This is a genomic window from Sphingomonas kyeonggiensis (assembly GCF_014204495.1).
Lineage (GTDB): Bacteria > Pseudomonadota > Alphaproteobacteria > Sphingomonadales > Sphingomonadaceae > Sphingomonas > Sphingomonas kyeonggiensis_A.
Window position 1 is genome coordinate 996,981 of sequence record NZ_JACHLN010000003.1, and the last position, 15,566, is coordinate 1,012,546.

General features: G+C 68.1%; 23 protein-coding genes. 8 read left to right on the plus strand and 15 right to left on the minus strand.

Annotation, left to right across the window (positions count from 1 at the left end; translation table 11 throughout):
- Positions 1 to 69 precede the first annotated feature (69 nt).
- From HNP52_RS18780 to HNP52_RS18790, 3 genes are all read right to left on the minus strand, one after another.
- On the minus strand, positions 70 to 825 hold the full coding sequence (locus HNP52_RS18780; protein WP_184169125.1) for a tetratricopeptide repeat protein: 756 nt from the start codon (positions 823 to 825) through the stop codon (positions 70 to 72).
- The gene (locus tag HNP52_RS18785; RefSeq protein WP_184169126.1) at positions 810 to 1,544 is read right to left on the minus strand and encodes an alpha/beta hydrolase; all 735 of its coding nucleotides are present in this window, start codon (positions 1,542 to 1,544) and stop codon (positions 810 to 812) included. Before HNP52_RS18785 ends, HNP52_RS18780 begins: the two co-directional genes overlap by 16 nt.
- A gap of 208 nt (positions 1,545 to 1,752) precedes the next feature.
- The gene (locus HNP52_RS18790) at positions 1,753 to 2,649 is read right to left on the minus strand and encodes a neutral zinc metallopeptidase (RefSeq protein ID WP_184169127.1); all 897 of its coding nucleotides are present in this window, start codon (positions 2,647 to 2,649) and stop codon (positions 1,753 to 1,755) included.
- A 117-nt stretch (positions 2,650 to 2,766) separates the two neighbouring features.
- Between HNP52_RS18790 and HNP52_RS18795 the strand changes: the two genes are divergently transcribed.
- Genes HNP52_RS18795 through HNP52_RS18805 form a run of 3 tightly spaced genes read left to right on the plus strand, consistent with a single transcriptional unit; the run spans position 2,767 to position 5,362 of the window.
- Positions 2,767 to 3,906, plus strand: coding sequence for a patatin-like phospholipase family protein (locus tag HNP52_RS18795; RefSeq protein WP_184169128.1), 1,140 nt, complete (start codon positions 2,767 to 2,769; stop codon positions 3,904 to 3,906).
- A gap of 9 nt (positions 3,907 to 3,915) precedes the next feature.
- Positions 3,916 to 4,701, plus strand: a complete 786-nt coding sequence (locus HNP52_RS18800; protein ID WP_184169129.1) for a 3-hydroxybutyrate dehydrogenase — start codon at positions 3,916 to 3,918, stop codon at positions 4,699 to 4,701.
- 31 nt (positions 4,702 to 4,732) lie between these two features.
- Positions 4,733 to 5,362 carry a DUF4893 domain-containing protein gene (locus tag HNP52_RS18805; protein ID WP_184169130.1) on the plus strand — a complete coding sequence of 210 codons (630 nt, stop codon included), beginning with the start codon at positions 4,733 to 4,735 and terminating at the stop codon, positions 5,360 to 5,362.
- On the opposite strand, the gene HNP52_RS18810 is transcribed toward HNP52_RS18805, so the two are convergent.
- Complete coding sequence (locus tag HNP52_RS18810; RefSeq protein WP_184169131.1) at positions 5,359 to 5,898, minus strand: hypothetical protein; 540 nt, start codon at positions 5,896 to 5,898, stop codon at positions 5,359 to 5,361. The two genes, HNP52_RS18805 and HNP52_RS18810, sit on opposite strands and share 4 nt — an antisense overlap.
- Before the next feature lie 85 nt (positions 5,899 to 5,983).
- Here HNP52_RS18810 and HNP52_RS18815 point away from each other — a divergent pair, with 85 nt between their 5' ends.
- The 3 genes from HNP52_RS18815 to HNP52_RS18825 all read left to right on the plus strand — a co-directional run bounded on the left by HNP52_RS18815 (position 5,984) and on the right by HNP52_RS18825 (position 8,316).
- Positions 5,984 to 7,291, plus strand: a complete 1,308-nt coding sequence (locus HNP52_RS18815; protein ID WP_184169132.1) for an amidohydrolase — start codon at positions 5,984 to 5,986, stop codon at positions 7,289 to 7,291.
- Positions 7,292 to 7,491: 200 nt separating this feature from the next.
- On the plus strand, positions 7,492 to 7,878 hold the full coding sequence (arr, locus tag HNP52_RS18820; RefSeq protein ID WP_184169133.1) for an NAD(+)--rifampin ADP-ribosyltransferase: 387 nt from the start codon (positions 7,492 to 7,494) through the stop codon (positions 7,876 to 7,878).
- Between the two features lie 117 nt (positions 7,879 to 7,995).
- Positions 7,996 to 8,316, plus strand: coding sequence for a multidrug efflux SMR transporter (locus HNP52_RS18825; RefSeq protein ID WP_184169134.1), 321 nt, complete (start codon positions 7,996 to 7,998; stop codon positions 8,314 to 8,316).
- Between the two features lie 7 nt (positions 8,317 to 8,323).
- Here HNP52_RS18825 and dmeF read toward each other — a convergent pair whose 3' ends face one another.
- Genes dmeF through HNP52_RS18845 form a run of 4 tightly spaced genes read right to left on the minus strand, consistent with a single transcriptional unit; the run spans position 8,324 to position 10,315 of the window.
- Positions 8,324 to 9,247, minus strand: coding sequence for a CDF family Co(II)/Ni(II) efflux transporter DmeF (gene dmeF, locus HNP52_RS18830; protein WP_184169135.1), 924 nt, complete (start codon positions 9,245 to 9,247; stop codon positions 8,324 to 8,326).
- 8 nt (positions 9,248 to 9,255) lie between these two features.
- Positions 9,256 to 9,531, minus strand: coding sequence for a metal/formaldehyde-sensitive transcriptional repressor (locus tag HNP52_RS18835; protein ID WP_184169136.1), 276 nt, complete (start codon positions 9,529 to 9,531; stop codon positions 9,256 to 9,258).
- Positions 9,532 to 9,579: 48 nt separating this feature from the next.
- Positions 9,580 to 9,981 (minus strand): hemerythrin domain-containing protein, encoded by a 402-nt coding sequence (locus HNP52_RS18840; RefSeq protein ID WP_184169137.1) that lies wholly within the window; start codon positions 9,979 to 9,981, stop codon positions 9,580 to 9,582.
- 55 nt (positions 9,982 to 10,036) lie between these two features.
- Positions 10,037 to 10,315: a DUF1294 domain-containing protein gene (locus HNP52_RS18845; protein WP_184169138.1), complete on the minus strand. Its 279-nt coding sequence runs from the start codon at positions 10,313 to 10,315 to the stop codon at positions 10,037 to 10,039.
- Between the two features lie 66 nt (positions 10,316 to 10,381).
- On the opposite strand from HNP52_RS18845, the gene HNP52_RS18850 reads away from it, so the two are divergent.
- The gene (locus HNP52_RS18850; protein WP_184169139.1) at positions 10,382 to 11,257 is read left to right on the plus strand and encodes a LysR family transcriptional regulator; all 876 of its coding nucleotides are present in this window, start codon (positions 10,382 to 10,384) and stop codon (positions 11,255 to 11,257) included.
- On the opposite strand, the gene HNP52_RS18855 is transcribed toward HNP52_RS18850, so the two are convergent.
- The 7 genes from HNP52_RS18855 to HNP52_RS18885 form a co-directional block, all read right to left on the minus strand.
- The gene (locus HNP52_RS18855; protein WP_184169140.1) at positions 11,172 to 11,765 is read right to left on the minus strand and encodes a hypothetical protein; all 594 of its coding nucleotides are present in this window, start codon (positions 11,763 to 11,765) and stop codon (positions 11,172 to 11,174) included. The genes HNP52_RS18850 and HNP52_RS18855 overlap by 86 nt on opposite strands.
- Complete coding sequence (locus HNP52_RS18860; RefSeq protein ID WP_184169141.1) at positions 11,762 to 11,971, minus strand: cold-shock protein; 210 nt, start codon at positions 11,969 to 11,971, stop codon at positions 11,762 to 11,764. The genes HNP52_RS18855 and HNP52_RS18860 overlap by 4 nt, the downstream gene beginning before the upstream one ends.
- On the minus strand, positions 11,965 to 12,249 hold the full coding sequence (locus HNP52_RS18865) for an antitoxin Xre/MbcA/ParS toxin-binding domain-containing protein (protein WP_184169142.1): 285 nt from the start codon (positions 12,247 to 12,249) through the stop codon (positions 11,965 to 11,967). Before HNP52_RS18865 ends, HNP52_RS18860 begins: the two co-directional genes overlap by 7 nt.
- Positions 12,246 to 12,419, minus strand: coding sequence for a hypothetical protein (locus HNP52_RS18870; protein ID WP_184169143.1), 174 nt, complete (start codon positions 12,417 to 12,419; stop codon positions 12,246 to 12,248). Before HNP52_RS18870 ends, HNP52_RS18865 begins: the two co-directional genes overlap by 4 nt.
- A 172-nt stretch (positions 12,420 to 12,591) precedes the next feature.
- Complete coding sequence (locus tag HNP52_RS18875) at positions 12,592 to 13,542, minus strand: cation diffusion facilitator family transporter (protein ID WP_184169144.1); 951 nt, start codon at positions 13,540 to 13,542, stop codon at positions 12,592 to 12,594.
- Positions 13,543 to 13,551: 9 nt separating this feature from the next.
- On the minus strand, positions 13,552 to 13,902 hold the full coding sequence (locus HNP52_RS18880) for a hypothetical protein (RefSeq protein ID WP_184169145.1): 351 nt from the start codon (positions 13,900 to 13,902) through the stop codon (positions 13,552 to 13,554).
- A 141-nt stretch (positions 13,903 to 14,043) separates the two neighbouring features.
- Entirely contained in the window at positions 14,044 to 14,802 is a 759-nt protein-coding gene (locus tag HNP52_RS18885; protein ID WP_184169146.1) for a Bax inhibitor-1/YccA family protein, read from the minus strand.
- Positions 14,803 to 14,897: 95 nt separating this feature from the next.
- Between HNP52_RS18885 and thpR the strand changes: the two genes are divergently transcribed.
- Complete coding sequence (gene thpR / locus HNP52_RS18890; protein ID WP_184169147.1) at positions 14,898 to 15,434, plus strand: RNA 2',3'-cyclic phosphodiesterase; 537 nt, start codon at positions 14,898 to 14,900, stop codon at positions 15,432 to 15,434.
- The last annotated feature ends 132 nt before the right edge of the window (positions 15,435 to 15,566 follow it).

Below are 15,566 nucleotides of genomic sequence, written 5' to 3' on the forward strand. Positions count from 1 at the left end.
CAGCCCTACCGACGCCCGCGAATAGGCCCCACCCCAAACCCCTCGCCCGAGGGGGAGGGACTTAAGGGATCACTTCTCCGTCGCCGAGAACTGCTCCAGCGCCTTGCGCGCCGCGCTGGCCAGGCCGGTGCCCGGCGCCAGCTCGATCACGCGTGCCCAGGCGGTGCGTGCATCCGCCTCATTGCCGCTTGCCGCCGCGATATTGCCCGCCTCGAGCTGGACCGAGGGATCGTCGCCCGAGCGCCGCAGCGCTTCGGTGATATCATGTGCCGCGCGCGGCAGGTCGCCCGCGCGCCGCGCCAGCGTCGCCGAGAGCAGCCAGGCGAGCGGGTCCTTGTCGGCATAGGTAAGCGCCCGGTCGATGTCGCTGCGCGCCGCCTCCGTGTCGCCCAGGGCGACCATCGCCCGTGCCCGGTCGAGATGCGCCTCGCCCAGATCGAGCCCGGCCAGCGCGCCGGTCGCCAGGGCCGCGTCGATCGCCGCACGTGCCTTGGCGGGCTGCTGCGCCGCGATCCAGGCGTTGCCGGCAGAAGCCCAATATTGCGGCGCGCGCGGGTCCTTCGCGGTCTCCGCCTCGCGCGCCGCATCCTCGAACGCGCCGGCCGCCGCCGCCCATTTGCCACCATTGGCATAGGCCACGCCCAGGCACTGGCGCGCCAGCACGCCGCCCCCCTCGGTGCGCCACTGCCCGGCATCGACGACGCCCTTGGCGGGGTCGGTCGTCGCCAGGTCCATGCACTGGGTGAAGCGCGGCGGTTCCTTGGGCGCCGCCGTCGCCTCCTGCATCGGAACGGTCTGGAGGGCGAGGATCAGGATGGGGAGCATAGGGTGAGCACTTCCTCGAGCGCACGCACGATCAGGGCCAGGTCCTGCTCGCGCGAAAAACGATGTTCCGCGTCCTTGACCAGCAGAGTCTGCACCATGTCTGAACGGATCATCGCCGCCAGCCGCGGGGCATATTCCCAGGGCACTTCCCTGTCCTTCTGGCCCTGGAGCAACCGCACCGGCCCGCCCCAGGCGATCGGCTGGACGAGCACGCGATTGGCCTCGCCCGACGCCCAGAAGCCGCGCGTCGTCACGGTCGGCTGGTCGCCATAGTCGTTCGGCGTCTCGAGCCGACCCTGCTGGAGCAGGGCCATCTTCTGCTCCATGGTGAAGCCCCAGTCGGTGAAGTCCGGCGCCGCGGCGATGCCGACCAAGCCGGCGACCACTTCCGGCCGCGCCTTGGCGATCATCGCCATGATCCAGCCGCCCATCGACGAGCCGACCAGCACCACCGGGCCCTTCACCACCTCGTCAATCATCCGCAGCGCATCATCGCGCCATGAGGCCAGCGTCCCGTCCTCGAAATTGCCTTCGCTCTCGCCGCAGCCGGCATAATCGAAGCGCAGGAACGCCCGGCCGTTCGCCTTCGCCCATGCCTCCAGATGCAGCGCCTTGCTGCCGTTCATGTCGGACGCATAGCCGCACAGGAACATCACCGTCGGCCCGGCGCCGGGGGTGTGGTGATAGGCGAGGTTGGGAGGTGGAGGCGCTTCAGTCATACGCGGCGGGATAGCCGTCGGCGAAGGTGCTTAAAACCCTCTACCGCTTTTGCGGGAGAGGGACGGCTCTTCCGGCGAAAGCCGGGGGAGCCAGGGTGAGGGCCAGTGCGAGAGGCAAGCACACCGCTTGCGGCTCCCACAGCCCCTCACCCTTCCGCCGCTTCGCGGCTCCCTCCCTCTCCCGCGAAAGCGGGAGAGGGATTTTAGGTCAGATATTCCCCGAGAACGTATCGCACTGGCCGGGATCGCCGGTCTCCAGCCCCTTCTTGAGCCAGGCCATACGCTGCGCCGAGGTGCCATGGGTGAAGCTTTCCGGCACCACCGTTCCCTGCATCTGGCGCTGGAGCGTGTCGTCGCCGATCGCGTTCGCCGCGGTCATGCCTTCCTCGATGTCGCCCGGCTCGATCCGGTCCTTGTTGCGCGCCGCCCAGACGCCGGCATAGCAATCCGCCTGCAGCTCCAGCCGCACCGACAGGGCATTGCCCTCGGCCTGGCTCGCCCGCGCCTGCAGCCGCGAGACCTTGTCCGAGGTGCCGAGCAGGTTCTGGATATGGTGGCCCATCTCGTGCGCGATCACATAGTCGCGGGCGAAGTCGCCCTTGGCGCCGAAGCGCTGCTCCAGTTCCTGGAAGAAGCTGGTGTCGAGATATACGCCGTCATCGGCCGGGCAGTAGAAGGGCCCGACCGCCGAGCTCGCCGCGCCGCAGCCCGACTGGACATTGCCCTGGTAGAACTTGATCGTCGCCGGGCGATACTGCGCGTTCGATTCCTTGAAGATCGTCGCCCAGGTATCGTCGGCCAGCTTCATCACCCGGCACGATTCGAGCCGCAGGTCGCCCTGGCACACCTGCCGCCCGCTCTGCCCCGCGGTCGGCGACTGGCCGGTAGAGCCGCCGCCGGTGCTGCCCAGCATCCCGCCTCCGCCGCCGCTCATCGCGAAATAGGCGATGGCGATCAGGCCGATGATCGCGATGCTGCCGCAGCCCATGCCGCGGCCGAGCAACAGGGGCAGCAGCCCCAGCAATCCGAAACCGCCGCCGCCTCCGCCGCCTCCGCTTCCCAGGTCCTGGGCGTGGTCGGTTGGGTCGATATCGTCGAGCCGCATGGCGTTCCTCTTTATTTAGCCATCGCAACAATGCCCGAACCGGCGTTGCGTTGCACGTGCCAAGCCATACCAAAATGTGCACTTCCCTCGGCCCCGGCTTTCGGCCAAGGCAGGGCCATGGCAGACGCCGAGTCACGTCCCCGCCGCCAAGCCACCGGCCTTCCGCTGCCGGATACGGTCGCGCTGGTATTGCAGGGCGGCGGTGCCCTTGGCGCCTATCAGGCCGGCGTCATCGACGAGCTCCACACCGCCGGGATCGAAGTCGACTGGGTCGCCGGCATCTCGATCGGCGCGGTCAACGCGACCCTTTTCGCCGGCAACCCGCCCGAGAAGCGCCTCGCCGCGATCCGCACCTTCTGGGAAGACGCCACCGCCGCGCTGCCCGATTTCTCGCTGCCGATGCACGATGCCGCGCGCGAGCTGAGCCATGAATGGGCCGCCGGCATGGTCATGCTCGGCGGCGTGCCCGGCTTCTTCCGCCCGCGCCTGCTGCCGCCCGCCTTCGCCGTCCCCGGCACGCCGGAGGCGCTGAGCTTCTACGATACCTCGCCCCTGCGCGAGACGCTCGACCGGCTGATCGACTGGGAGCTGCTCAACAACGGTCCCGTCCGCCTCTCGGTCGGCGCGGTCGATATCCAGAGCGGCAATTTCCGCTATTTCGACACGCATGACGAGACGCTCGACGCGCGCCACATCATGGCATCGGGCGCGCTGCCGCCCGGCCTGCCGCCGATCGAGATCGACGGCTGCTGGTATTGGGACGGCGGCCTCGTCTCGAACACGCCGCTCACCCATGTCCTCGACCGGCAATATGCCGAGACGCTGATCTTCCAGGTCGACCTCTTCCCGTCGATCGACGAGCTGCCGCGCACGATGACCGACGTGATCGCGCGCGAGAAGGAGATCCGCTTCTCCAGCCGCACCCGCGCCGTGTCGGACGAGCGGATGCGCCTGCGCCAGGAGCGCCAGATGGTCTGCCGCCTGCTCGACAAGCTGCCGCCCGAGCTGCAGGACGATCCCGACGTCCAGGCGGTCCGTGCCCGCGTCTCCGAATTTCCCGTCAGCCTCGTCCAGCTGATCTACCGCGCCAATGCCTGGGAAGGCGGCGCGCGCGACTTCGAATTCTCGGCGCGTTCGATGCACGAGCATTGGCAGGCCGGCCGCACCGACGTGGCCGAGACCATGGCCAACGCCCAGATCGTCGCCCGCAATATCCTGGACGGCCACACCGCCGCCTTCGACCTCACCCAGCGTTAGGAGTATTCGATGTTCCTCAAGGGCAAGTCCGCCATCATCACCGGTTCGACCTCGGGCATCGGTCTCGCCTATGCCAAGGCACTCGCCGCCGAGGGCGCGAGCGTGGTGATCAACGGCTTCGGCGACGCCGCCGCGATCGAGACGGAGCGCGCCGCGCTCGAGGCGACCAGCGGCGCGAAGGCGCTCTACGACGCCGCCGACATGACCAAGCCCGACCAGATCGCGGCGATGGTCCAGCGCTGCCATGACGAGCTCGGCGGCCCGCACATCATCATCAACAATGCCGGCATCCAGCATGTCGCGCCGATCGACGAATTCCCGGTCGAGAAATATGACGCGATCATCGCGATCAACCAGTCCTCGGCCTGGCACATGATGCGCGCCGCGGTGCCGTTCATGAAGGCGCAGAAATGGGGCCGGATCATCTCCACCGCCTCGGCGCACAGCCTCGTCGCCAGCCCCAACAAGTCGGCGTACGTGATGGCCAAGCACGCCATTGCCGGCCTCACCAAGACGATCGCGCTCGAAGTCGCCACCCACGGCGTCACCGTCAATTGCGTCTCGCCGGGCTATGTCTGGACGCCGCTGGTCGAGAACCAGATCCCCGACACGATGAAGGCGCGCGGCCTCACCCGCGAGCAGGTGATCAACGACGTGCTGCTCGATGCGCAGCCGACCAAGCAGTTCGTCACCTCGGAACAGGTCGCCGCGCTGGTGCTTTTCCTTTGCCGGGACGAGGCGGCACAGATTACCGGTGCCAATTACTCGATCGACGGCGGCTGGACCGCTGCCTAAGGCGGTTTGGCGCCTGGAGAAGGGAAGAGGCATGAAGGGGATCCCCGCCGCCGCGGCATTGCTCGCGATCGGCTTCACCACCGGGTGCAGCGTCTATCGCGACGCCACCGCCACGCGCCCGCCCGCCGGCTGGAGCTGGCGCAAGGTGATGACCACGGCGGACGCCGATCGCATCCGCCAGTGGCGCCGCGCCTGGGACGACGCGCTCGCACCGGCCAGGGCGGCGAATCCCGCGGCGATCGCGGCGGATCCCCAGCTCTTCGACCCCGACGTCGCGCTCGGCGGCGCGATGCCGCCGGCCGGCGACTATCGCTGCCGCACCGTCAAGCTCGGCTCGCAGCAGCCGCTGACGCCCTATTACGCCGCCTATCCGGCCGGGCAGTGCCGGATCACGGTGCAGGGCCCGGAAATCCATTTCGTCCGCCTCGACGGCCAGCAGCGCCCGGACGGGCTGCTCTACCCCAATACCAATGCCCGCTCGATGTTCATCGGCGTGATGGTGCTGGGCGACGAGACCGCGCCGCTGCGCTACGGCGTCGATCGCAAGCGCGACATGATCGGCTATGTCGAGCGCATCGGCGAGAAGCGCTGGCGGCTGGTGCTTCCCTATCCGGGCTTCGAGTCTAAGCTCGACGTGATCGAGCTCGTGCCGGCGGGCTAGCCAGTCCGCAGCCCGAACGTCTTCACGATGAACGCATAGAGTTCGGGCGCCTTGGCCCGCACATTCTCCCGCCGGAACGGCGGCCGCGCGGCGTCGCCGTGCAGCACCACGCTGGCGGTCATCGCGAAGAATTCGAAGGCGTTGGTCAGCATATAGGCCTGTGCCGGCCAGCGCCCGCTCGCCACCGCCTCGCGGTAGAAGCGCTGCACGTCCGGATTCTGCTGCCCGCCCGGCATCTTCAGCAGCTGCCAGCGATGGATCAGCTCGTGGAGCAGCACCGGATTCTCCACCGGCTGCACCACCCGGGCGAAGAACACCCCGCGCGGCCCGGCGCGCGTCTTGGTCCCGGCCTCACGGTCCACCGTGATAACCTGTGCCGCGAAGAAATCGCGCGCTTCGTCCGAGACCTGCAGCGCCTTCACCAGCGCGATCTGCGCGGCGAGCGAGGCAGCGATCTCGGGCGTCTGCTCGCCGCCCTGCCAGTCGATCGCAAAGTCTTCCGCGGCCCATGCGCGCGCCGGCAGGCCCAGCAACACCGCTCCGGCAAGCACCTCCCTGCGCGAGAGGTTTGACAGGTTCCGGCACCCAAGCGACATTCGCGCCTCCATAGGGGGGAACCATATGCTCCGGTCGCTTCTTCTCGCAACTGCGATGACTTTCACCACGCCCGCTCTTGCCGATCCGGTGCACGACGCGACCCAGGCCGCGCTCCCCCAGCTCATGGAATTCTACCGCGACTTCCATTCCAATCCCGAGCTCAGCCTCCACGAAGTGAAGACCGCCGCCAAGCTGGCGGAGGAAGCGCGCAAGGCCGGGTTCAAGGTCACCGAGAAGGTCGGCGGCACCGGCGTGGTCGCGGTGCTCGAAAACGGCCCCGGCCCGGTCGTGCTGATCCGCGCCGACATGGACGGCCTGCCGGTCACCGAGCAGACCGGCCTCGCCTTCGCGTCCAAGGTGCGCACCACCAGCGACGAAGGGATCGAGACCGGGGTGATGCATGCCTGCGGCCATGACACGCACATGGCGAGCTGGATCGGCACGCTGCGCAACCTCGCCGCGATGAAGTCCAAATGGCACGGCACCGTCATCATGATCGCCCAGCCTGCCGAGGAGCGCGGCATGGGCGCCAAGGCGATGCTCGACGACGGGCTGTTCACCCGCTTCCCCAAGCCGCAATATGCCCTCGCCTTCCACGACAGCGCCGGCCAGCCCGCCGGCCAGATCGGCATCACCGCCGGCTATGCGCTGGCGAACGTGGACTCGGTCGACGTCATCGTGAAGGGCGTCGGCGGGCACGGCGCCTATCCGCAGACGACCAAGGACCCGATCGTCCTCGCCGCGCGTATCGTCACGTCGCTGCAGACGCTGGTCAGCCGCGAAGTCGATCCGCAGGAAGCCGCGGTGGTCACTGTCGGCATGATCAAGGGCGGTTCCACCCACAACATCATCAGCAGCGAAGTGACGATGCTGCTCACCGTGCGCAGCTTCAAGCCGGAGGTGCGCAAGCTGCTGCTCGACGGCATCGCCCGCATCGCGAAGGGCGAGGCGATCGCGGCGGGCGTGCCCGACGACCGCCTGCCCGAGGTGAAGGTCCGCGACAATTTCACGCCCGCCACCTTCAACACCCAGCCGATCACCAGCCGGATGCAGGCGCTGTGGACCGCGCGCTTCGGCAAGGACCGGGTGGTCGAGACCAAGGCGGTGATGGGCGGCGAGGATTTCAGCCGCTACTGGCTGGCCGACAATTCGATCCAGAGCCTGATCTTCTGGGTTGGCGGCGTACCGGCGGACAAATGGGCCGCATCGGACAATGGCAAGAAGCCCCTGCCCTCGCTCCACAGCCCCTTCTGGGCGCCCGATGCCGAAGCCGTGGTCGGCACCGCGACCGAGGCGATGACGTCGGCGGCGCTGGATATCCTGAAGAAATAGGCGGCGGCTCTTGAGAGCACCTGCTCCCCGGCGAAAGCCGGGGAACGGGCTTCAGAACAGTGGTTCCGGATCGCGGGGCGCCGGCGAGTCTGCGCGGCCTCTTCCCACTATCATTGTCTAACCCGGAACCGGGATTGCGGCAAGCCGGGGTACCTGTTGCATGTAGCTGCCCTCGATTCGCAGACGAGGAGCAACGGCACATGATCTACTATCACGGCACCCGCGCGGACCTTCGCCCCGGCGACCTGATCGCCGCCGGATACGCCTCCAACTATGGCGCGCGGAAACAGGCCAGCTGGGTCTATTTCGCTGGCACGCTCGAAGCCGCGGTCTGGGGCGCCGAGCTGGCGCAGGGCGAAGGCCGGGCGCGCATCTACATGGTCGAGCCGACCGGCGCGTTCGTCGACGATCCCAACCTCACCGACAAGAAATTCCCGGGCAATCCCACGCTTTCCTACCGTTCGCACGAGCCGCTGCGCGTCACCGGCGAGATCGAGCAATGGCAGGGCCATTCGCCGGAGCAATTGCAGCACATGAAGGACGCGCTCGCGCGGCTGAAGGCGCAGGGCATCGAAGCCATCGACTGACCCGCCTTGATCCGGTCGCCGCGCCGCCCTAGATGATCGGCGCGGCGACCACGTTCCCGTCTCCCATGCGGAGGTTCAAGACCGGGACGGCCCGGCAGTCCTTTTCAGGAGGCTGCCGTGGTTTGGTTCATTCTCGTTATTGCCGGTCTGCTCGAAGTCGTCTGGGCCTTCTTCATGAAGCAGTCCGAAGGCTTCACGAAGCTTGTCCCCTCGATCGTCACCCTGGTCACCATGGGCGCCAGCTTCGGCCTGCTATCGCTGTCGATGCGCACCCTGCCGCTCGGCACCGCCTATACGGTGTGGACCGGCATCGGCGCGGTCGGCGCCTTCGCGGTGGGGATCGTGGTGCTCGGCGAGCAGGTCAGTCTGATGCGGCTCGGCGCCGCCGCGCTGATCGTCTCCGGCCTCGTATTGATGAAGCTGTCCACCACGTCCTGAGCCGGGCTCAGCGGCACTCCACGGTCAGGTGCGCCAGCTCGTGCACCGGCGCCAGCCGCGCGCGGACGGTATCAGCATCCGCCCCCACCACGCTGACGATCGCCGCCCGCGCCTCGGGCCCGACCCGCCACACGTGCAGATCGGTGATCCGCACCCCGCCCTCGGCAAGCAGCTCGCGCACTTCCCCAGCGACATGGTCGTCGGTCCGGTCGAGCAGCACGGCGGCGGTGTCGCGCATCAAGGTCCAGGACCAGCGCGCGATCACCACCGCGCCGACGATCCCCATCGCCGGATCCATCCACGCCCAGCCGAGATAGCGCCCGGCGAGCAGCGCCGCGATCGCCAGCACCGACGTCAGCGCATCGGCCAGTACATGGACGTAGGCCGAGCGGAGGTTGTTGTCGTGGCCGTGATGGTGATGATGATGCTCATGATCGTGATGGTGATGATCATGCCCGTGGTGGTGATGATGCCCGCCCGAGAGCAGCAGCGCGCTCACCAGGTTCACCGCCAGCCCCAGCACCGCGACGATCGTCGCCTCACCGAACGCCACGGTGATCGGCTCGAACAGCCGCAGCACCGATTCCACGCCGATCCCCAGTGCGATCAGCCCCAGCACCATCGCCGAGGCGAAGCCGGCCAGGTCGCCCACCTTGCCCGTGCCGAAGCTGTAGGCGGTGCTACGCGCATGTTTCTTCGCATAGCCGTAAGCAATCGCGGCCACCGCCAGCGCACCGGCATGCGTGGCCATGTGGAAACCGTCGGCGAGCAGCGCCATCGATCCGGTCCAGTAGCCGGCGACGATCTCGCCGACCATCATCACCGCGGTCAGCGCGACCACCCACAGCGTCCGCCGGGCATTCTCGTCGTGCGCGGCACCCAGGAACACATGCTCGTGCGCCAGCGCGTCGATCTCGGGAAGCGTCGCCATGGAAAATCCTATTTCGAATAGCGGCGGATCACCGCCAGCAGCTCTTCCGCGCCCTGCGCGCGCTCGGCATCGCTGAGCCCGGGTGCGGCGACATGCGCCTCGAGATGCTCGGCGATGATCTCGTCGAGCAGCCCGTTCACCGCGCCGCGCACCGCCGCCACGAGCTGCAGCACCTCGGCACAGCCGGCCTCGCCCTGCAGCGCCCGCTCGACCGCGCCGACCTGCCCGCCGATGCGCCGCACGCGGGCGAGCAACGCGCTGTTGTCATGGGAAAGATGCGCCATACCCATACCCCCTATAGGTATATGGAGAGCAGGTAAACCCCGTCGCGTTCAGCGCATCGCTTCCAGCAGCGGATAGAGGATCGCCTTCTCGCGGGCGATGCGCCGGCGCATCGAGGCGCGCATCGCCGTCGATGCCGCTCGATAGCCATCCCAGTCGGCGACGATGCGGTCGATCGTCCACTCGCCGACATGCCGGCTGCTGCTGGAGAGCATCTCGGCGCTGTTCTCGCGCAGCCGGTCGATCTCCGCCACCACCTCCGGCGCGTTGCCCTCGCGCAGCCGCGCGCTGGCCTCATCGACGAGCCGCCGACGCCGGCTGCTCGCCCGGCTCAGCCGCCAGCGGATCGCGGCCAGCGCGCTCGCATCGGGCGCGGCCGCATGCGTCGCGTCCTCCAGTTCCTGGATTCCGGCGAGCAATGCCTCATGTGCCGCGCGAAGCTCCGCCAGCATGCCATCCCCTCAATTGACCTGCTCGATCAACGCATTGCGGTCAGCTGCGATCCGCTCAGGCGCGCACAGCGAGCATGAGCAGGCCGATCGCGGCACTCATCTGGACCAGGACGATCAGCACCAGGTAGAGCGAGAAAGGCTGCTTGCGCGTCTTGTGGCGGAACAGCCGACGCGCGGCGAAAGCGCCCGGCGATCCGCCGAGCAGCGCCAGGCCGAGCAGGTCACGTTCGGGAATACGCCGTCCGCCGGCGATCGCGCGCCTTTTGTCCTGCCAGAAGCGCAACAGGGTCCAGAGATTGATGGCGACGAGCCAGAGAAGCGCAGCGGCAAGCATCGCCCCGCCTTATCCGCTCGTCCCCATCTGGCGCCATGCATGAGATAAACTTATGCTCCGGCCTGCATGGTCCGCCCCCACCTCCCCCTCAATGCCCTGCGCGCCTTCGAAGCCTCGGCCCGCCACCTCAGCTTCACCCGCGCCGCGATCGAGCTCTGCGTCACCCAGGCGGCGATCAGCCACCAGGTGAAGGGGCTGGAGGAGCGGCTCGGCGCCCAGCTCTTCCGCCGCCTGCCGCGCGGCCTGGCGCTCACCGACGAAGGCCTCGCCCTGCTCCCCGCGCTCGGCGACAGCTTCGATCGCATCGCCGAGCTGGTCGAAGGCATCACCAGCGGCACGGCGGCCCAGCTCCTCTCGGTCGCCGCGGTCGGCACCTTCGCCACCGGCTGGCTGCTGCCGCGCCTGCCGGCCTTCCACGCCGCGCACCCGCGGATCGACCTGCGCCTGTTCACCAACAACAACCGCGTCGATCTCGCCGGCGAAGGGCTCGACTATGCGATCCGCTTCGGCGCCGGCGCCTGGCACGGCACGGAAGCGGTGCCGCTGATCGAGACCCCGCTCACCCCGCTGTGCACGCCGGCCCTGGCAGAGAAGCTCTCAACCCCCGCCGACCTGCTCGCGCTGCCGCTGCTCCGCTCCTACCGCGCCGATGAATGGCCGCGCTGGCTGGCCGAGGCCGGCATCGCGCCGGTCCCTTTGCGCGGCCCGGTGTTCGACAGCTCGCTGGCGATGGCCGAGGCGGCGGTACAGGGCATCGGCGTCGCGCTCGCCCCACCGGCGATGCTCGCCCGCCACCTCGAGGAAGGCCGCGTCGTTCGCCCCTTCGACCTCGAAGTCAGCACCGGCCGCTACTGGCTCACCTGGCTCCAGTCGCGCACGCCAAGCCCGGCAATGGCGGCGTTCCGGGAGTGGATAGCGGCACAGGCAGCCCCGTCTCGCTGAACAGCTGCGCGGCGATCGCCCGGTAATAGCCGCATATCTCGTCGAGCTCGGCGCCCGACATGCTCAGCCGCTCGCCGATCGCGACGCGGGGCAGCGCCACGCCGTCCCGCATCGGCCAGCCGACCGTCATGCTGATGTCGCCCCGCCGATCGCCCCGGCGCACCAGCCCCTCGCAGTGGAACAGGCAGTCGCGGCTGCGCGCCAACGCGATCAATCGGGCGTGGTCGCCATGCGGAGCACCGGTCATCGCGCGCAACGAGGCGAGCTTGCTGGCGGTGGCGCGCTCGCCCGCGGGCATTGCGATTCCGCGGGCGCCGGCCAGCGCATCGATCAGCAGACTCAGGAAACGATCGAGCTCGCGCAGCCCGTTGCCGAGCACCCGGGCACGATACCGTCCCTCGATCGCACGCGGCGGCCCCTCACGCGCCAGCCCCTGCGCCAGGAAATCGGCGCCGCGCTGCAGGGTGGCATGGGCCCGCGCCAGCTCGGCGCGGTCACGTCCGGTCAATCGCAGAGCTTCAGGTCATGGGCGCAGGTCTGGCCCCGGCTGTCGGTGCGCAGCGCATAGGTAACGCGCTGGCGCGATTCGAGCCGGTCCAGCCCTGAAGCGGCGAGTGCGCTGGCATGGACAAAGGCGTCGTCGCCGCCCCTGTCCGGCTGGATCACGCCGAAGCCACCGGCGGTGTGGTAGAAGAACACCGTGCCACTCAGCATGGAGCCGCCTTTCGCGCCGCGATCGCCTGCTCCACCGCGGCGAGCCCCTCGGCGCTGGCGACAGCCAGGTCGAGCGGCCGCCCGCCCAGCGCCGCGTCATGGCCGTTGAGGAACAGCGTCGCCTCCTCGCGGCCCAGCGCCTCGAACGCGATGCGCGCCGCGCGGCCCTGGCGCTCGGCAGACTGCGGATCAAGCCGCGCCGCAGTGAACTGCCTGCGGAACGGCCGGGTCTGCGGCCGTTCTTCGGGCGTCGACGCCGGTACGCTCGCCTCGCTCATAGGCTCGCCACCATGGGCAGCGGCGCATCCAGCGCGTCACGCAGTTCGGCGATCCGACGCGCATAGCCCCGCACCAGTCCCTGATGCGCGCAGCGTGCTTCCGATGACGCGGCGTCGCGGGCGCGTACCAGCGAAACCTGATGGCGATATAAGAGATAATTGAGATCCATGATGTGCCTCCGCATTTCGTAAGCGGGAGCGCACAAGTCTCTCAGCCGCGGGCGCCTACATGTCGGAACTGCTCGCGATGCCCGAGCTTTAGCACGGCGACGAGACCGGCGATAGCACGATAGCACCGGCCGTGCGAGATTGCCCGGGCCCGATCCTCTCCCCGGGGCAAGCTCACCCCATCGCCACGGCGTCCACCGCATCCTCGCGCTTCTCGGGCCGGATATAGATCGAACTCAATTTAGGCTCCTGCGCCTTCAGCCGGTGCTCGATCCGCTCGATCAACGTCTCCGCCTCGCCCATCGGCAGCGTGTCGGCAAAGTCGGCGCTGATCGCCACGAAGATGCGGTCGGGCGCGGTGTGGATCGTGCGCACATGGTTCACATGGGTGATGCACGGCTCGGCCTCGAGCAGCGCCCGGATCCGCGCGACCATGTCCAGGTTCGCGCGCTCGCCGATCAGCAGCCCCTTGGATTCGCGTGCGAGCAGGCCCGCAACCGCCGCCAGGATCACGCCGATCACGATCGACGCCCAGCCGTCGATCCGCGGATCGCCCCAGTGATGGCTCGCCCATATGCCGATGCCGGCGACGATCAGCCCGGCGAGCGCCGCCGTATCCTCGAACAGCACGATGAAGCCCGAGGGATCCTTCGATTCCTTGATCGCCTTCCACCAGCCGCAATCGCCCTTGCTGGCGGCGAATTCGCGCATCGCGATCCACCAGCTGGTGCCTTCGAGCGCGAAGGCGATGACGAGTACGACGTAGTTGGGCAGCGGGTCGCGCAGGGGTTCGGGCGACCGGATGTGCAGCCAGCCCTCATAGATGGAGACGCCGGCGCCCAGCCCGAAGATCAGGATCGCGACGACGAACGCCCAGAAATAGAGTTCGCGGCCATAGCCGAAGGGATGATCGCGATCAGGCGGGCGCTTTGCCCGATATTGCCCGTAGAGCAGCAGGCCCTGATTGCCCGTATCGACCAGGCTGTGCACCCCCTCGGTAAGCATCGAGGAGGAACCGGTAATCGCGGCCGCCACGAACTTGGCGACCGCGATTCCGAGATTGGCGGCCAGCGCCGCGTAGATGACGATGTTGGCGCGCCATCCCGACGCGGGCGAGGCCGCCATTGCCTGGGCTTAGCCGAGGCCGATCTTCGACAGGATATTGCCGATCACGCCCTTGTCTTCGCCGGCCTTGGCCAGCTTGGCCTCGGCCTTCGGATCATAGCCCGAGCTTTCGGGCAGATCGCTATGGCTGTGACTGTGCACCGGCTGGGTGGATGCCGGCGGGTCCGACGCATCCATCGACTCGTCGAGCCCGCGGTCGAGCCGCGCTTCCTTGCTCTCCGGGTTGCGGTAGAGCCGCTCGGCAATCGATTCGTCGGTGCCTGCGTCCGCGGACTGGGCCGTCGTACGCACGGTTTCTTCGTCTGGGCCCGGTGCCACCGACATGCGGTCCAGCGCCGGGTCGATCGGGTTCGCATTCATGACTTCACTCTCCTGAGCGTTGCCAAGTTGTAACGAACGCAATTCGATTCGCGTTCCCGTGCCGGAAACCATGCGGTCGCAAAAGAAAACGGCCCGGCGAGTTTCCCCGCCGGGCCGCAATTTCTTTTACCTGCCGGGAACTTAGTTCCGCTGGCTGCCGAACAGGCGGAGCAGGAACAGGAACATGTTGATGAAGTCGAGATAGAGCGTCAGCGCGCCCATCACCACTGCCTTGCCCATCATGTCCGTGCCGGCGACATAGGTGTACATGCTCTTGATCTTCTGCGTGTCATAGGCGGTCAGGCCCGCGAACAGCAGCACGCCGGCCACGTTGATCGCAAAGGCCAGCGGGCCCGACTGCAGGAACAGGTTGATCAGCGAGGCGACGATCAGGCCGACCACGCCCATGATCAGGAACGTGCCGAAGCCCGACAGGTCGCGCTTGGTGGTGTAGCCCCACAGGCTGAGGCCCGCGAAGCCCGCCGCCGTTGCGAAGAACACCTGGGCGATCGAGGTGTCGGTGTAGACGAGGAAGATCGTCGACAGCGACAGGCCCATCACCGTGGCATAGACCCAGTACAGGGCCTGCATCGCCGGGGTGGACAGGCGCATCTGGCCGAAGCTCATCAGCAGCACGATGCCCAGCGGCGCCAGCATCACCACCCAGCCGAGCAGCGTCGGCGCATAGCCGACCCCGCGCGAGGTCTGCTGCAGCGCGAACAGCACGTCGATCGCGCCGCTCTTGGCGAACAGCAGCGCGACGATGCCCGTCAGCAGCACGCCCGACGCCATGTAGTTGTAGACGGACAGCATGTACGACCTGAGCCCCGCGTCGCGCGCTTCCACGCCCGCGCCGGCGGTCCCATAGGTACCCGTCCGGGGATCCGACCAATCAGCCATTGCAAAACTCCTTTGTCCGGCACCTGCCGGTCATGGTGTAATATCGCGCTCATACGGGGTGTTTTCAAGCAAAACCGGGGCTATCAGCCCTGAGTATGATCCGCCTGTTCGTCGGCCTGCGTCCTCCCGCCCCGATCCGCGCCAAGCTGCTCGGCCTGATGGGCGGCATCCCCGGTGCCCGCTGGCAGGATGACGACCAGCTCCACATCACGCTGCGCTTCATCGGCGATGTCGACGAGCGCGCCGCCGAGGATGCGGCGCTTGCCTTGTCGGGTGTCCATTGGCCGGCGTTGGAGCTCACGCTCGAAGGCGTCGGCGCGTTCGAAAAGCGCGGCCGGGTCAACGCGGTCTGGGCCGGCGTGCGTCCGAAGGAGCCGCTCGCCGCGCTCCACCGCAAGATCGACCAGGCGCTGGTCCGCGCCGGCCAGCCGCCGGAAGGCCGCGCCTATCTGCCGCATATCACCCTCGCCCGGATGAACAGCCCCACCGAGGTCGTCGAACGCTTCGTCGAGGCGCATGGCGGCCTCGCCAGCACCCCTTTCACCCTCGACCATTTCTTCCTGTTCGAAAGCAGCCTCGGCCACGAAGGTGCGCGCTACGACGCCGTGGCACGCTATCCGCTGAACGGCTGAGACTCCGAACCCGTCACTCCACCCAAACCCCGTCACCCCGGCGTCAAACCGTCATCCCGGCGAAAGCCGGGATCTCAGGCGAAGGCGCGGAGAAGGAGTCGCACGAGATCCCGGCTTTCGCCGGGATGACGG

Excerpts from the sequence above, each read along its gene's own strand:
- HNP52_RS18845 (WP_184169138.1), bottom strand. The coding sequence starts at position 10,315 with ATGCTTGCCGCTGCGCTTCTCTGGCTCGTCGCCATCAATCTCTGGACC.
- HNP52_RS18785 (WP_184169126.1), bottom strand. The coding sequence starts at position 1,544 with ATGACTGAAGCGCCTCCACCTCCCAACCTCGCCTATCACCACACCCCC.
- HNP52_RS18815 (WP_184169132.1), top strand. The coding sequence starts at position 5,984 with ATGCTCCGGTCGCTTCTTCTCGCAACTGCGATGACTTTCACCACGCCC.
- HNP52_RS18880 (WP_184169145.1), bottom strand. The coding sequence starts at position 13,902 with ATGAATGCGAACCCGATCGACCCGGCGCTGGACCGCATGTCGGTGGCA.
- HNP52_RS18840 (WP_184169137.1), bottom strand. The coding sequence starts at position 9,981 with ATGCTGGCGGAGCTTCGCGCGGCACATGAGGCATTGCTCGCCGGAATC.
- HNP52_RS18795 (WP_184169128.1), top strand. The coding sequence starts at position 2,767 with ATGGCAGACGCCGAGTCACGTCCCCGCCGCCAAGCCACCGGCCTTCCG.
- arr (WP_184169133.1), top strand. The coding sequence starts at position 7,492 with ATGATCTACTATCACGGCACCCGCGCGGACCTTCGCCCCGGCGACCTG.
- dmeF (WP_184169135.1), bottom strand. The coding sequence starts at position 9,247 with ATGGCGACGCTTCCCGAGATCGACGCGCTGGCGCACGAGCATGTGTTC.
- HNP52_RS18835 (WP_184169136.1), bottom strand. The coding sequence starts at position 9,531 with ATGGCGCATCTTTCCCATGACAACAGCGCGTTGCTCGCCCGCGTGCGG.
- HNP52_RS18850 (WP_184169139.1), top strand. The coding sequence starts at position 10,382 with ATGGTCCGCCCCCACCTCCCCCTCAATGCCCTGCGCGCCTTCGAAGCC.
- HNP52_RS18790 (WP_184169127.1), bottom strand. The coding sequence starts at position 2,649 with ATGCGGCTCGACGATATCGACCCAACCGACCACGCCCAGGACCTGGGA.
- HNP52_RS18865 (WP_184169142.1), bottom strand. The coding sequence starts at position 12,249 with ATGAGCGAGGCGAGCGTACCGGCGTCGACGCCCGAAGAACGGCCGCAG.
- HNP52_RS18805 (WP_184169130.1), top strand. The coding sequence starts at position 4,733 with ATGAAGGGGATCCCCGCCGCCGCGGCATTGCTCGCGATCGGCTTCACC.
- HNP52_RS18860 (WP_184169141.1), bottom strand. The coding sequence starts at position 11,971 with ATGCTGAGTGGCACGGTGTTCTTCTACCACACCGCCGGTGGCTTCGGC.
- HNP52_RS18780 (WP_184169125.1), bottom strand. The coding sequence starts at position 825 with ATGCTCCCCATCCTGATCCTCGCCCTCCAGACCGTTCCGATGCAGGAG.
- HNP52_RS18875 (WP_184169144.1), bottom strand. The coding sequence starts at position 13,542 with ATGGCGGCCTCGCCCGCGTCGGGATGGCGCGCCAACATCGTCATCTAC.
- HNP52_RS18870 (WP_184169143.1), bottom strand. The coding sequence starts at position 12,419 with ATGGATCTCAATTATCTCTTATATCGCCATCAGGTTTCGCTGGTACGC.
- HNP52_RS18885 (WP_184169146.1), bottom strand. The coding sequence starts at position 14,802 with ATGGCTGATTGGTCGGATCCCCGGACGGGTACCTATGGGACCGCCGGC.
- HNP52_RS18800 (WP_184169129.1), top strand. The coding sequence starts at position 3,916 with ATGTTCCTCAAGGGCAAGTCCGCCATCATCACCGGTTCGACCTCGGGC.
- thpR (WP_184169147.1), top strand. The coding sequence starts at position 14,898 with ATGATCCGCCTGTTCGTCGGCCTGCGTCCTCCCGCCCCGATCCGCGCC.